The organism is Pseudomonas sp. GW821-FHT02H09 (assembly GCF_059421425.1).
The window spans coordinates 25,167-39,685 of the sequence record NZ_JBWKVA010000007.1; the positions used below are offsets into that span (position 1 = coordinate 25,167).

Below are 14,519 nucleotides of genomic sequence, written 5' to 3' on the forward strand. Positions count from 1 at the left end.
GGATTTCCACATGCAACTGATCCTTCTGGAAAAAGTCGCCAACCTGGGCAACCTGGGCGACAAAGTGAACGTTAAGGCTGGTTACGGCCGTAACTACCTGCTGCCTTACGGCAAAGCTACCGCTGCGACCGCTGCCAACCTGGCTGCGTTCGAAGAGCGTCGTGCCGAGCTGGAAAAACTGGCTGCAGACAAGAAAGCTTCGGCTGAAAGCCGCGCTGCCCAACTGGCCGAGCTGGAAGTGACCATCACTGCCACCGCCGGTGACGAAGGCAAGCTGTTCGGTTCGATCGGCACCCACGACATCGCTGATGCACTGACCGCCTCTGGCGTTGAAGTTGCAAAAAGCGAAGTTCGTCTGCCGAACGGCACCATCCGCAACGTAGGCGAATTCGACGTAGCCGTGCACCTGCACGCTGAAGTTGAAGCCACCGTACGCGTTGTCGTGGTAGCAGCTTAAGCAGCACTTGATCGGCTGGTACCCTTGGGTGCTTGCCGGTAACATCGGGCACGATCCTGTTTACAGGTCGTGCCCTTTGTCTTTCTGCTGATCCTGATTGTCTCTGGTTATAAAACCTTTCCTGATTCCAAGTGGCCATGAACGATATCTCCTCTCCTGAGCAATACGATCTGCAAACCGCTGCCCTGAAGGTGCCGCCGCATTCCATCGAGGCCGAACAGGCTGTGCTCGGTGGTCTGATGCTGGACAACAACGCCTGGGAACGCGTGCTCGATCAAGTCTCCGACGGTGATTTCTATCGACATGACCACCGCCTGATCTTCCGGGCAATTGCCAAACTGGCGGATCAGAACTCACCAATCGACGTGGTGACCCTGTCCGAACAGCTGGACAAGGAAGGTCAAAGCTCCCAGGTCGGCGGCCTCGGCTACTTGGGCGAGTTGGCGAAGAACACGCCGTCGGTCGCTAACATCAAGGCCTATGCGCAGATCGTCCGGCAGCGGGCCACCTTGCGTCAGCTGATCGCCATCAGCACCGAAATCGCCGACAGCGCCTTCAACCCGGAAGGGCGTACCGCCGAAGAGATTCTTGACGAGGCCGAACGGCAGATCTTCCAGATCGCCGAAGCGCGGCCGAAAACCGGCGGCCCGGTCAGCGTCAACGACCTGTTGACCAAGGCCATCGATCGTATCGATACGCTGTTCAATACCGACAACGCCATCACTGGCCTGTCCACCGGTTATACAGATCTCGACGGGATGACCAGCGGCCTGCAGCCGGCCGACCTGATCATCGTCGCCGGCCGTCCATCCATGGGTAAGACCACCTTCGCCATGAACCTGGTGGAAAACGCCGTACTGCGCAGCGAGAAGGCTGTATTGGTCTACTCGCTGGAGATGCCAGGCGAATCGCTGATCATGCGTATGCTTTCGTCCCTGGGTCGGATTGACCAGACCAAGGTCCGTGCCGGTCGCCTGGAAGACGATGACTGGCCGCGCCTGACCTCGGCAGTCAATCTGCTCAACGATCGCAAGTTGTTCATCGATGACACCGCCGGCATCAGCCCCTCGGAGATGCGTGCGCGTACTCGGCGACTGGTGCGTGAGCATGGCGAGGTTGGCTTGATCATGATCGACTACCTGCAATTGATGCAGATTCCAGGCTCCGGCGGTGACAACCGGACCAACGAGATTTCCGAGATTTCCCGCTCGTTGAAAGCGTTGGCCAAGGAATTCAACTGCCCGGTAGTTGCGCTGTCTCAGCTCAACCGCTCCCTGGAGCAGCGTCCGAACAAGCGCCCGATCAACTCCGACTTGCGGGAATCCGGAGCGATCGAGCAGGATGCCGACGTCATCATGTTCGTCTACCGGGACGAGGTGTATCACCCGGAAACCGAGCACAAAGGCATTGCTGAAATCATCATCGGCAAACAGCGTAACGGCCCGATCGGCACCACTCGCCTGGCGTTCATCGGCAAATACACCCGTTTCGAAAACCTCGCGCCAGGCAGTTACAACTTCGAAGACGAATAACCCTGTGGCGAGGGGGTTGCCCCAATGCCCTGTAGGAGCGAGCTTGCTCGCGATGGACTCAAGGGCGGCGTGTTTATTTAGAAAACACGCGTTATCGTTAACGTCCATCGCGAGCAAGCTCGCTCCTACACACAAATGCCCGTGAAGTAGTTGCCACCAATTTCCGACCATAGCCGTCGGAATTGGTCAAAATTTGTGCTATATTCCGCGCCCGCGATTTTTCATCTCAACACCGGTCATCGACATGCAAGCAGCCAAGCCGTTATTTGACTATCCCAAGTACTGGGCCGAATGTTTCGGACCGGCGCCATTCCTGCCAATGAGCAGGGAGGAGATGGATCAGCTCGGCTGGGATTCCTGCGACATCATCATCGTCACCGGTGATGCCTACGTCGACCATCCGTCGTTTGGCATGGCAATCATCGGCCGGCTGCTGGAGTCCCAGGGCTTTCGCGTCGGGATCATCGCCCAGCCAAACTGGCAGTCCAAAGACGACTTCATGAAGCTCGGCGAGCCGAACCTGTTCTTCGGTGTCGCGGCCGGCAACATGGACTCGATGATCAACCGCTACACCGCCGACAAGAAAATCCGTTCCGATGACGCCTACACCCCCGGTGGCATGGCTGGCAAACGTCCGGATCGCGCGAGCCTGGTTTACAGCCAGCGCTGCAAGGAAGCCTACAAGAATGTGCCGATTGTTCTCGGTGGCATCGAAGCTTCCTTGCGCCGCATCGCGCACTACGATTACTGGCAGGACCGGGTGCGCAACTCGATCCTGATCGATGCCTGCGCCGACATTCTGCTGTACGGCAACGCCGAGCGAGCGATCGTCGAAGTCGCCCAGCGTCTGTCCTACGGTCACAAGATCGAAGACATCACCGACGTGCGCGGCACCGCGTTCATTCGTCGTGACACGCCGCAAGGCTGGTACGAAGTCGACTCCACGCGCATCGACCGTCCGGGCAAGATCGACAAGATCATCAACCCGTACGTCAACACGCAAGACACCCAGGCCTGCGCCATCGAGCAGGAAAAGGGTCCGGTTGAAGATCCGGAAGAAGCCAAGGTCGTGCAGATCCTGGCGAGCCCGCGGATGACCCGCGACAAAACCGTGATCCGTCTGCCGTCGGTAGAAAAGGTCCGTGGCGACGCTGTTCTGTACGCCCACGCCAACCGCGTGCTGCACCTGGAAACCAACCCGGGCAATGCCCGCGCGCTGGTTCAGAAGCACGGCGAAGTCGACGTCTGGTTCAACCCGCCGCCGATTCCGATGACCACCGAAGAGATGGACTACGTGTTTGGCATGCCTTACGCACGTATTCCGCACCCGGCGTATGGCAAGGAGAAGATCCCGGCCTACGACATGATCCGTTTCTCGGTGAACATCATGCGCGGCTGCTTTGGCGGCTGTACCTTCTGCTCGATCACCGAGCACGAAGGCCGGATTATCCAGAACCGTTCCGAAGAGTCGATCATTCGCGAGATCGAAGAAATTCGCGACAAGGTCCCAGGCTTCACCGGCGTCATTTCCGACCTCGGCGGCCCGACCGCGAACATGTACCGCATCGCCTGCAAGACTCCGGAAATCGAATCCGCGTGCCGCAAGCCGTCGTGCGTATTCCCCGGCATTTGCCCGAACCTGAACACCGACCACTCGTCGCTGATCCAGTTGTATCGCAGTGCCCGTGCCTTGCCGGGTGTGAAGAAGATCCTGATCGCCTCCGGCCTGCGTTACGACCTCGCGGTCGAGTCGCCGGAATACGTCAAAGAGCTGGTGACCCACCACGTCGGCGGTTACCTGAAGATCGCCCCGGAACACACCGAGGAAGGTCCGCTCAATCAGATGATGAAGCCGGGCATCGGCAGCTATGACAAGTTCAAGCGGATGTTCGAGAAGTACTCCAAGGAAGCCGGGAAAGAGCAGTACCTGATTCCGTACTTCATCGCCGCCCACCCGGGCACCACCGACGAAGACATGATGAACCTGGCCCTGTGGCTCAAGGGCAACGGTTTCCGTGCGGACCAGGTGCAGGCGTTCTACCCGTCGCCGATGGCCACCGCCACCGCGATGTACCACTCGGGCAAGAACCCGCTGCGCAAGGTCACTTACAAGAGCGACGCCGTGACCATCGTCAAGAGCGAAGAGCAGCGTCGCCTGCACAAGGCGTTCTTGCGTTATCACGACCCGAAAGGCTGGCCGATGCTGCGTGAAGCGCTGACCCGCATGGGCCGCGCCGACCTGATCGGGCCGGGCAAGAATCAGCTGATTCCACTGCATCAGCCGGCGACCGACAGCTACCAGAGCGCCCGTCGCAAGAACTCGACACCGGCCGGTAGCCATAAAGTGGCCAAGGACACGACCACTAAAATCCTGACCCAGCACACCGGTTTGCCACCGCGTGCCAGTGACGGCGGCAACCCGTGGGACAAGCGTGAGCAGGCGAAGGCGGCGGCGTTTGCCCGCAACAAACAGGCAGCCAAGGAGCGTATGGACGCGGCCAAAGGCAAAGGCAAGAAGCCTGAGCGCAAGCCGGTCGTACCGCGTTAAGCGCAGCCAGCGATAAAGAAAACGCCAGCCTTCGGGCTGGCGTTTTGCTGATCGTTCCCACGCGCCGCAAAGGAATGCCTCTTGGGACGCTCCGCGTCCAGTGACGCGGAGCGTCACGGGCTGCATTCCCACGCAGAGCGTGGGAACGATCAACGCAGGAGCGTGGGAATGATCAACGCAGGAGAGTGGGAACGATCATGGGAGCGCCACAATTATGTGCAAGCGCTCCAATGCAGAATCTCCCCTCGCCCGATTTTGGTGCTGTACTGCCCTGAGCAACCGATGAAAGCGCCCGACTTGTCTGGATGGCATAAGTCTTGCGCGCTTTCATTTATGTCCAGGCTCGCAGGAGGCACGCCGTGTCGATTCATGTCGCATTGCACCATGTCACGCATTACCGATACGACCGCGCGGTCGAACTCGGCCCGCAGATCGTTCGCCTGCGTCCGGCGGCCCACAGCCGCACGCGGATTCTGTCGTATGCGCTGAAGGTTCTACCGGAGCAGCACTTCATCAACTGGCAACAAGATCCCCAGGGTAATTACCTGGCGCGACTGGTGTTCCCGGAGAAAACCAATGAGCTGCGGATCGAGGTCGATCTGTTGGCCGAGATGGCGGTGTTTAATCCGTTCGATTTCTTCCTTGAGCCTTATGCGGAAAAGATTCCTTTTTCCTACGCTGCTGACGAACAGCGTGAGCTGGCACCGTACCTGGAAACGCTGCCGCTGACGCCGAAGTTCAAGGCATATCTGGGCGGCATCGACCGCACGCCGCTGCCCAGCGTCGACTTTCTGGTTGCGCTGAATCAGCGTTTGAGCGAAGACATCGGCTACCTGATTCGCATGGAACCGGGTGTGCAGACGCCCGAGCAAACCCTTGAGAACGCTTCCGGCTCCTGCCGTGACTCCGCCTGGTTGCTGGTGCAATTGCTGCGCAACCTCGGTCTTGCAGCGCGGTTTGTCTCCGGTTACCTGATTCAACTGACCGCCGACGTCAAAGCCCTCGACGGGCCATCCGGCACTGAAGTGGATTTCACCGACCTGCATGCCTGGTGCGAGGTGTACTTGCCCGGTGCTGGCTGGATCGGCCTGGACGCGACGTCAGGGCTGTTTGCCGGTGAAGGGCATATCCCGTTGGCCTGTAGCCCCGATCCGTCCTCTGCCGCGCCGATCAGTGGCTTGGTCGAGCCGTGCGAGTGCGAATTTACCCACGAAATGTCAGTGGAAAGGATTTGGGAGGCCCCGCGGGTCACCAAGCCCTACACCGAAGACCAGTGGCTGGCGATCCAGGCATTGGGTCGGCAGATCGATGCTGACCTGCTCGAGGGCGATGTACGCCTGACCATGGGCGGCGAGCCGACCTTCGTTTCGATCGACGATCCGGATGGCGCTGAATGGAACACCGCGGCGCTGGGGCCGGATAAGCGCAGGTTGTCCGCTGAGCTGTTCCAGCGGATGCGCAAACACTACGCGCCCAAGGGGCTGGTGCATTTCGGGCAGGGCAAATGGTACCCCGGCGAACAACTGCCGCGCTGGTCGCTCAATTGCTATTGGCGCCGCGATGGCGTGCCGATCTGGCACAACAGCGCGCTGATTGCCGATGAACAGCAAGACTATGGTGCTGATGGTGAGCTGGCCGGGCGTTTTCTGGCGAGTGTGGCCGAGCGCTTGAAACTGCCGACACGCTTCGTGTTTCCGGCCTACGAAGACAATTTCTATTACCTCTGGCGTGAAGGCGCCTTGCCGCTGAATGTGAGCGCCGAAGACTCACGCCTGGGCGACGAGCTCGAACGTGCCCGCCTGCATAAAGTCTTCAGCCAGGGCCTGGATAAGGTTATCGGCCAGGTCCTGCCGCTGGCGCGCACTGCCAAGGGTGATCAATGGCAGAGCGGTCGTTGGTACTTGCGCGAAAACCATTGCCGACTGGTGCCGGGTGATTCGCCGCTGGGCTATCGCTTGCCACTGGCCTCGCAGCCTTGGGTGACGGCAGCGGAATATCCGTTTGTGCATCCCACCGATCCGAATCAGGACTTGCCCCGGCTGCCCGATACCGCGCAGCTGCAGGATCATGGCGATCCGGCGCTGAGCGATGAGCGCATACCAAAAATCGATGAGTCCGCTGACTGGCTGACCCGCACCGCGTTTTGCGCCCAGGCGCGGGAAGGGCGCCTGTATCTGTTCATGCCACCGCTGGAGCGGGTCGAAGACTATCTGGAGCTGGTCAGTGCCATCGAGGCGACCGCCGAGGAGCTGCATTGCCCGGTGTTGCTGGAAGGCTATGAGCCGCCGAGCGATCCGCGTCTGAGCAACTTCCGCATTACGCCGGACCCGGGTGTGATCGAGGTCAACGTGCAGCCCTCAGCCAGTTGGGACGAGTTGGTGGAGCGCACCGAGTTTCTCTATGAAGAGGCGCGGCAGACGCGACTGTCCACCGAGAAGTTCATGATCGACGGCCGCCACACTGGCACCGGCGGCGGTAACCATTTCGTACTCGGTGGCGCGACACCGGCCGACTCACCATTTCTACGTCGCCCGGACTTGCTGCGCAGCCTGATCAGCTACTGGCATAACCACCCGTCGCTGTCCTACCTGTTCTCCGGGTTGTTTATCGGCCCGACGTCCCAGGCGCCGCGTGTGGACGAAGCGCGTAACGATGCGTTGTATGAGCTGGAGATCGCCTTTGCGCAAATGCCCGAGCCGGGTGAAGAGTGTCCGCCATGGCTGGTCGACCGCTTACTGCGCAACCTGCTGATCGACGTCACCGGTAACACCCACCGCGCCGAGTTCTGCATCGACAAACTGTATTCACCCGATGGTGCTACTGGCCGCCTTGGGCTACTGGAGTTGCGGGCGTTCGAAATGCCGCCCCATGCGCGCATGAGCCTGGCCCAGCAACTGCTGCTGCGAGCGCTGGTGGCGCGGTTCTGGCGTGAGCCTTATGCGCCTGGCAAGTTGGCCCGTTGGGGCACGGAACTGCATGACCGCTTCCTGTTGCCACACTTTATCGAACAGGATTTCGCCGACGTCATCGTTGATCTGAACGCCGCCGGCTATGCCGTGCGCGCCGAGTGGTTCGCCGCGCATCTGGAGTTTCGTTTTCCGAAGGTCGGCGATTACACCGTCAGCGGCATCCAGCTGGAACTGCGTCAAGCCCTCGAGCCATGGCATGTACTGGGTGAAGAGGGCGCGGCCGGAGGCACGGTGCGTTATGTCGATTCGTCGCTGGAGCGCTTGCAGGTCAAGCTCAACGGCTTGCCGCCGCAGCGCTATGTGCTGACCTGCAACGGCATCCCGGTGCCACTGCAACCGACCGGGCGGGTCGGCGAGTTCGTCGCTGGCGTGCGTTTCCGCGCCTGGCAGCCGGCCAACTGCCTGCAACCGACCATCCCGGTGCATGCGCCGCTGGTGTTCGACCTGCTCGATACCTGGATGCAACGCTCGCTGGGTGGCTGTCAGTACCACGTCGCCCATCCGGGCGGGCGCAACTACGACAGCTTGCCGGTAAACGCTAATGAGGCCGAGAGCCGACGGATGGCGCGTTTCTTCCGCCTTGGCCACAGCCCTGGCACCTTGCCGGTACCGACCCTGACGATCAACGATGAGCTGCCGATGACGCTCGATTTGCGACGTTTCTAAAGCAGACACGACGCCCGGATTTTTCGCATATCCGGGCGTCATCTGTCTGCGCTAATCTGACTTTTCCTTGCTGTCTGCCGAGCTTTCCATGCCTGACCTGCTTGACCGCTACCCGCTGACGGCGGGCACTTATCACGAAATGCTCGACGACAGTGGCGCCGTGCGTGCGCACTGGCGGCGGCTGTTCGACCAATTGCAGCGCAGTACACCTGCGCAACTGGTTCAGCGTCAGGCGCTGCTGGCCCGGCAGATCCAGGAAAATGGCGTCACCTACAACGTCTACGCCGACCCCAAGGGCGCTGATCGCCCGTGGGAGCTGGATTTGCTGCCCAATGTGATTGCTGCCGATGAGTGGCAGCAGCTCGCCGCCGGCATTGCTCAGCGGGCGCGCTTGCTCAATGCAGTGTTGGCGGATCTGTACGGCCCACAACGATTGATCGCTGAAGGGCTGCTGCCGGCCGAGCTGGTCTTCGGTCACAACAATTTCCTCTGGCCTTGCCAAGGCATTCAACCGCCTGACGGGGCCTTTCTGCATCTGTACGCCGTGGACCTGGCGCGTACTCCCGATGGACGTTGGTGGGTGACGGCTGACCGGACTCAAGCACCGTCGGGTGCCGGTTATGCGCTGGAAAACCGCACCATCGTCTCGCGAGCCTTTCCAGAGCTGTACCGCGATTTGCAGGTGCAGCATCTGGCCGGGTTTTTCCGCACCTTGCAGGAAACCCTTGCTCGCCAGGCACCGAGTGATGATGAAGCGCCGTTGGTGGTGCTGCTGACGCCGGGGCGTTTCAACGAAAGTTATTTCGAGCATCTGTATCTGGCACGCCAGCTCGGTTACCCATTGGTCGAGGGCGGTGATTTGACCGTACGCAACGCCACGGTCTATCTGAAGACGCTGAGCGGTCTGCGTCGGGTGCACGCCATCATGCGTCGGCTCGACGATGACTTCTGCGACCCGCTGGAACTGCGCACCGACTCGGCCCTCGGTGTTCCGGGCCTGCTCGAGGCCGTGCGCCAAGGCCGGGTGCTGGTGGCCAATGCCTTGGGCAGCGGGGTGCTGGAATCGCCGGGATTGCTGGGGTTTCTGCCACGGATCAATCAATTCCTGTTCGGTGAAGAACTGATCCTGCCGTCCATCGCCACCTGGTGGTGCGGTGAGGCGCCCGTGTTGGCTGAGGCGCTGGAGAAGTTGCCGGAGCTGCTGATCAAACCGGCCTTTCCCTCACAAAGTTTTGCTCCGGTGTTCGGTCGCGACCTGAGCGATGAACAGCGCCAGGACTTGGCCGAACGCATGCAGGCTCGGCCGTACGCCTATGTCGCGCAGGAGTTGGCGCAGCTGTCCCAGGCGCCGATCTGGCAGGCCGAAGACGGCCAGTTGCAGCCGCGCGCCATTGGCATGCGGGTGTATGCGGTGGCCAGTGCCGGCGGCTATCGCGTGCTGCCCGGTGGTTTGACCCGGGTGGCGGCCGAGGCTGACGCCGAGGTGGTGTCAATGCAGCGCGGCGGTGCGAGCAAGGACACCTGGGTGTTGGGTGAGCGTGCGCCCAATGGCGAGCATTGGAAGACCCAGCGGACCATCGGCGTGCATGATCTGGTGCGCCGCGATCCGTACTTGCCTTCGCGAGTGGTGGAAAACCTGTTTTGGTTCGGCCGTTATTGCGAGCGTTGCGACGACAGTGCCCGTCTGCTGCGGATCATGCTGGCGCGGTATGTCGACGGTGATGACCCGCAGGCGTTGCAGGCCGCGGTCGATCTCGGCGAGAACCTGATGCTGTTGCCGGACGAAGGCGAGTTGCCTGAGCGGTTGTTGGCGGCGTTGCTCGGTGACGACTGGTCATTCAGCCTGCGCTCCAACTTGCAGCGCTTGCAGTGGGCGGCCTCGCAAGTGCGCGGCAAACTCTCGCGGGAAAACTGGCAAGCGCTGGTGGAACTGCAACGCGAAGCCATGGCGCTGGAAACAGACGAACCGGATTTTGGCGAGTTACTGGATTTTCTCAACCGCTTGGTGATGTCGCTGGCGGCGCTGTCCGGGTTTGCCCTGGACGACATGACCCGCGACGAAGGCTGGCGCTTTTTGATGATTGGCCGTCGACTTGAACGACTGCAGTTCCTCAGCAGCAGCCTGGCGGCGTTCCTGCGCGGTACGGCGGCGTTTGATCAGGCCGGTCTGGAATGGCTGCTGGAGCTGGGCAACAGCAGCATCACCTATCGCTCGCGCTACCTGGCTGTGGCGCAGTTGATCCCCGTGCTCGATCTGTTGCTGCTTGATGAACAGAACCCCCACGCAGTGTTGTTCCAGTTGAAGCTGGTGATGCGAACCCTCAAGCGTTTGAACGACGACTTTGGCGTGCCGCGAGAAACCGGGCTCGTTGAACTGGTCGAGCGTTTGGCGCGCGTTGACCTGGGCTGCCTGGAAAACGCCCTGTTCGGCGAGTCCAGTGTGCGCGCCGCCCTTGATGGCCTGGCGGACCTGCTGCAAGAAGTCGCCGATGTCAGCGGGCAAGTGTCCGACCGCCTGGCGTTGCGGCATTTTGCCCACGTCGATGATGTCAGCCAGCAAACGGTGTCCGTCTGATGAGCGCCCATTACCAGATTCTCCACGATACTCACTACCACTACGACAGCCCGGTGTCGCTGGCCCAGCAGCTCGCTCACCTATGGCCGCGACCCTGTGCCTGGCAACGTTGTACCGAACAACAACTGCTGATCAGCCCGGAGCCGAGCTCGCGTCGCGACGAGCAGGATGTGTTCGGTAACCCGTTGACCCGGCTGGCCTTCGAACGGCCCCACGATGAGCTGCAGGTCAACGCCCGGCTCACGGTCGAGGTGCTGGCCAGGCCCGCGCTGGATTTCAACCAGTCACTGGCTTGGGATGCGACCCGTAGTGCGCTGACTTACAGCAGCCAGCCGATTTCCCCAGTGCTGCTGGAAGCCTGCCGTTATCGCTTCGAATCGCCTTACGTGCATTTGAAAAGCAGCTTCGTCGAGTTTTCCGAGAGCTGTTTCCCTCTCGGCCGGCCGTTGTTGCTGGGCGTTCAGGCGCTGATGGAGAAGATTTTCAGCGAGTTCACCTTCGACGCCGAGGCGACCCAGGTCGCAACGCCGCTGGTGGAAGTGCTGGAGCGTCGGCGTGGGGTGTGTCAGGACTTTGCGCACTTGATGCTCGCGTGCCTGCGTTCCCGTGGGCTGGCGGCGCGTTATATCAGCGGCTACCTGCTGACCCAGCCACCACCTGGCCAACCGCGCCTGATCGGGGCGGATGCGTCCCACGCCTGGGTTTCGGTGTTTTGTCCGGTGCTGGGCTGGGTCGACTTTGATCCGACCAACAACGTGCAGCCAGCGCTGGAGCACATCACCCTGGCCTGGGGTCGGGACTTTTCCGATGTATCGCCGCTGCGCGGGGTGATTCTGGGGGGCGGCAGCCATGATCCGGAAGTGCGGGTGACGGTGATGCCGTTGGAGTAACGAAGATCCAATGTGGGAGCGAGACTGCTCGCGATTGCAGTCAGACAGTCACACAAATGTTGGATGTGCAGCCGCTATCGCGAGCAGGCTCGCTCCCACAAGGGGATAGGCTAGTCGTTTCTGGCTGGGGGATTCAGGATTGGACTGTGAGGGTCAGCAGCGTAACTGCTGACCCTGGACACAGATCCGGAGGGCCTGATCAGATCATCGGGCCTGGAGGGACTCAGGCGTCAGGAGCCTGATCTTTCGGTGCTTCAACATCATCGGCAACCACTTCACCTTCTGCATCCGGGTTCAGGGCGGCTGCTTCTTCTTCAGCTGTAGCTTTCTTGCGTTGAAGCTTTTCCTCTTTCTTCTGCTCTTTGGCCAAGTCTCTCTGACGTTTGGCGAACGAGTAATTAGGTTTAGCCATGGGCGATCCTCTGGGGTCGAAGGTGAGGTTGAGCGGCGCGTATTCTGCCTTTAAACAGGGCTCAAGGGTTAGCTGGGTTTTTGCCCGACCCATTTTGGCGGCACCAAAGGTTTCCACGCATCCAGTACATCCAGCAACTCTTGCGGCGATTCGCTCACTTGCAGCATGGCACGGTGATGGTCGCGAACGAAGCCTTCGCCGACGACATGATCAAGAAAACCGGTGAGTTTCTCGTAAAAACCGTTCACTTCCAGCAGGCCCAGCGGCTTGCCGTGGTAACCCAGTTGGCCCCAGGTCCAGACTTCAAACATTTCTTCCAGGGTGCCCAAGCCGCCGGGCAGCGCGATAAAGGCGTCGCTCAACTCAGCCATACGGGCTTTGCGCGCATGCATGCCGTCGACCACTTCCAGGCGGCTCAGGCCTTCGTGACCGATTTCCGAGTTCTTGAGGCTTTGTGGAATGATCCCTATCACTTCACCGCCGGCTGCCATTGCAGCATCGGCGACGATGCCCATCAAGCCAACGGCACCGCCGCCATAGACCAGGGTCAGCTTGCGTTTGGCCAACTCGCGACCCAAGGCCACGGCTGCTTCACGGTAGGCCGGATTGTTGCCGGTACTGGCACCACAAAATACACAAACAGACGCTAAAGACATGCCTTACTCCAAGGTCAGTGACGACCTCAGAGTAATGGCTGGCTGGTGGCTGTCCAAGCTTTAAACCTCGCGTTGCGGCTTTTCATAGGTGCCGCTGGCACCGCAGGCGTAAGCGGCAAGCAAAATGCGAAAAAGGCTACTAAGGTGCATGACAGGCGCTCCGGATGGGGATGACGACCTGATCATAGGGTGCTGCCTGGCGTCTGGCCGGTTGATTGTTTCAATGAGTGTAATAGCCCGAAAGTTGTATACAATTTCTTGATTCAGGTCATAGGAACTTGCGCCAATTTCAGGCAATCTTCACTCCATGCGTCTTTTTTCCTAACCCTGCCTTGGAGATTCACCATGTTTGCCAAACTCGTTGCGGTTTCCCTGCTGACACTGGCTAGCAGCCAATTGATGGCTGCAGAGTGCAAGGTCGATGTCGACTCCACCGATCAGATGTCCTACAACACCAAGGAAATCACCATCGACAAGAGCTGCAAGACCTTCACCGTCAACCTGGCGCATTCCGGCAGCCTGCCGAAGAACGTCATGGGTCATAACTGGGTACTGAGCAAAACTGCAGACATGGCCGGCATCGCCACCGACGGCATGGCCGCCGGTATCGACAAGAACTACCTGAAGGAAGGTGACGAGCGCATCATCGCCCACACCAAAATCATTGGCGCTGGCGAGAAAGATTCGGCGACTTTCGACGTCTCGAAACTGACCGCGGGCGAAAGCTACCAGTTCTTCTGCTCGTTCCCGGGTCATAACTCGATGATGAAAGGCGCTGTTGTCCTGAAGTGATCACATCGCGAGCATAAAAAAGCGTCCCTGAGGGACGTTTTTTTTTGTGCTTGGCAATTGAGGAATCAATGATCGTTCCCACGCTCTGCGTGGGAATGCAGCCCGTGACGCTCCGCGTCACAGAAGCGGACGCAGAACGTCCAGTGAGGCATTCCCACGCAGGAGCGTGGGAACGATCTTGCGGTTTGCGGTTTACGGCGCGAACGGCATCACACGCTTGTGATGGGTTTTGTTGTACGTATCGCAGATGATCTTGAACGCCTCTTCACGCACCGGCTGGCCATGCAGGAAGGCATCGATCTCGGCATAGGTCACGCCGTGGGAGGCCTCGTCCGGTTTGCCGGGCGATAGGTCTTCCAGGTCGGCGGTCGGGATTTTCTCCACCAGTGACTCCGGCGCGCCGAAGTATCGAGCGATGGCCCGAACCTGATTTTTCACCAGCCCGCTCAGTGGTGCGAGATCGCAGGCACCGTCGCCGAACTTGGTGAAGAAGCCCATCACTGCTTCCGCCGCGTGGTCAGTCCCGATTACCAGACCCTGAGCCGCGCCGGCGATGGTGTACTGCGCGACCATGCGCATCCGCGCCTTGGTATTGCCCAGGACGAAATCCACCGAGACCGCGTGCTTGCCTTCAAAGGCCGCGACTTCGCTGGCCAGGGCCTTGACTGCCGGGCCGATATTGACCGTGTGGCGCTCGTCCGGTGCGATGAAGTCCACCGACGCCTGGGCGTCGTGCTCGTCGAACTGGATGCCATAGGGCAGGCGCACCGCGATGAAACGGTAGTTATTGTCACCTGTACGTTCGCGCAGCTCGCGCGCCGCGCGCTGGGCCAAAAGACCGGCGGTCAGGGAGTCGACGCCGCCACTGATGCCCAGCACCAGGGTCTTGAGCCCGGAATTGAGCAGGCAGTCCTGGATAAAGGTGATCCGCCGGGCGATTTCCGCCTCGAGGGCAGCGTGATCGGTAAAGGGCGGTTGGACCTTGAGCTGTTCAGCAATCTCACGCTGTACGGCTTGCATGA

General features: G+C 60.4%; 10 protein-coding genes. 7 read left to right on the forward strand and 3 right to left on the reverse strand.

Translation table 11 applies throughout. The features are described from left to right. Positions 1 to 10: 10 nt before the first annotated feature. The 6 genes from rplI (at position 11) to AC07VR_RS10995 (ending at position 11,637) form a co-directional block, all read left to right on the forward strand. Positions 11 to 457, forward strand: a complete 447-nt coding sequence (gene rplI, locus AC07VR_RS10970; protein ID WP_095169562.1) for a 50S ribosomal protein L9 — start codon at positions 11 to 13, stop codon at positions 455 to 457. A gap of 137 nt (positions 458 to 594) precedes the next feature. Next, entirely contained in the window at positions 595 to 1,989 is a 1,395-nt protein-coding gene (gene dnaB, locus AC07VR_RS10975) for a replicative DNA helicase (RefSeq protein WP_494993446.1), read from the forward strand. A gap of 244 nt (positions 1,990 to 2,233) precedes the next feature. Then, positions 2,234 to 4,537: a YgiQ family radical SAM protein gene (locus tag AC07VR_RS10980; protein WP_494993447.1), complete on the forward strand. Its 2,304-nt coding sequence runs from the start codon at positions 2,234 to 2,236 to the stop codon at positions 4,535 to 4,537. A 359-nt stretch (positions 4,538 to 4,896) separates the two neighbouring features. Continuing rightward, the gene (locus AC07VR_RS10985) at positions 4,897 to 8,172 is read left to right on the forward strand and encodes a transglutaminase family protein (RefSeq protein WP_494993448.1); all 3,276 of its coding nucleotides are present in this window, start codon (positions 4,897 to 4,899) and stop codon (positions 8,170 to 8,172) included. 88 nt (positions 8,173 to 8,260) lie between these two features. Then, positions 8,261 to 10,747, forward strand: a complete 2,487-nt coding sequence (locus AC07VR_RS10990) for a circularly permuted type 2 ATP-grasp protein (protein WP_495011237.1) — start codon at positions 8,261 to 8,263, stop codon at positions 10,745 to 10,747. Next, positions 10,747 to 11,637, forward strand: coding sequence for a transglutaminase family protein (locus AC07VR_RS10995; protein ID WP_495011238.1), 891 nt, complete (start codon positions 10,747 to 10,749; stop codon positions 11,635 to 11,637). The genes AC07VR_RS10990 and AC07VR_RS10995 overlap by 1 nt, the downstream gene beginning before the upstream one ends. 223 nt (positions 11,638 to 11,860) lie before the next feature. Here the strand turns inward: AC07VR_RS10995 and AC07VR_RS11000 are convergent, their stop codons facing one another. Then, the gene (locus AC07VR_RS11000; protein WP_150640425.1) at positions 11,861 to 12,049 is read right to left on the reverse strand and encodes a hypothetical protein; all 189 of its coding nucleotides are present in this window, start codon (positions 12,047 to 12,049) and stop codon (positions 11,861 to 11,863) included. A 68-nt stretch (positions 12,050 to 12,117) separates the two neighbouring features. Then, positions 12,118 to 12,705 carry a cytokinin riboside 5'-monophosphate phosphoribohydrolase gene (locus AC07VR_RS11005; protein ID WP_495011239.1) on the reverse strand — a complete coding sequence of 196 codons (588 nt, stop codon included), beginning with the start codon at positions 12,703 to 12,705 and terminating at the stop codon, positions 12,118 to 12,120. A 345-nt stretch (positions 12,706 to 13,050) separates the two neighbouring features. On the opposite strand from AC07VR_RS11005, the gene azu reads away from it, so the two are divergent. Continuing rightward, positions 13,051 to 13,497, forward strand: coding sequence for an azurin (gene azu, locus AC07VR_RS11010; protein WP_494993452.1), 447 nt, complete (start codon positions 13,051 to 13,053; stop codon positions 13,495 to 13,497). A 192-nt stretch (positions 13,498 to 13,689) separates the two neighbouring features. Here the strand turns inward: azu and nadE are convergent, their stop codons facing one another. Then, positions 13,690 to 14,517 (reverse strand): NAD(+) synthase, encoded by an 828-nt coding sequence (gene nadE, locus AC07VR_RS11015; protein ID WP_495011240.1) that lies wholly within the window; start codon positions 14,515 to 14,517, stop codon positions 13,690 to 13,692. Positions 14,518 to 14,519 lie beyond the last annotated feature (2 nt).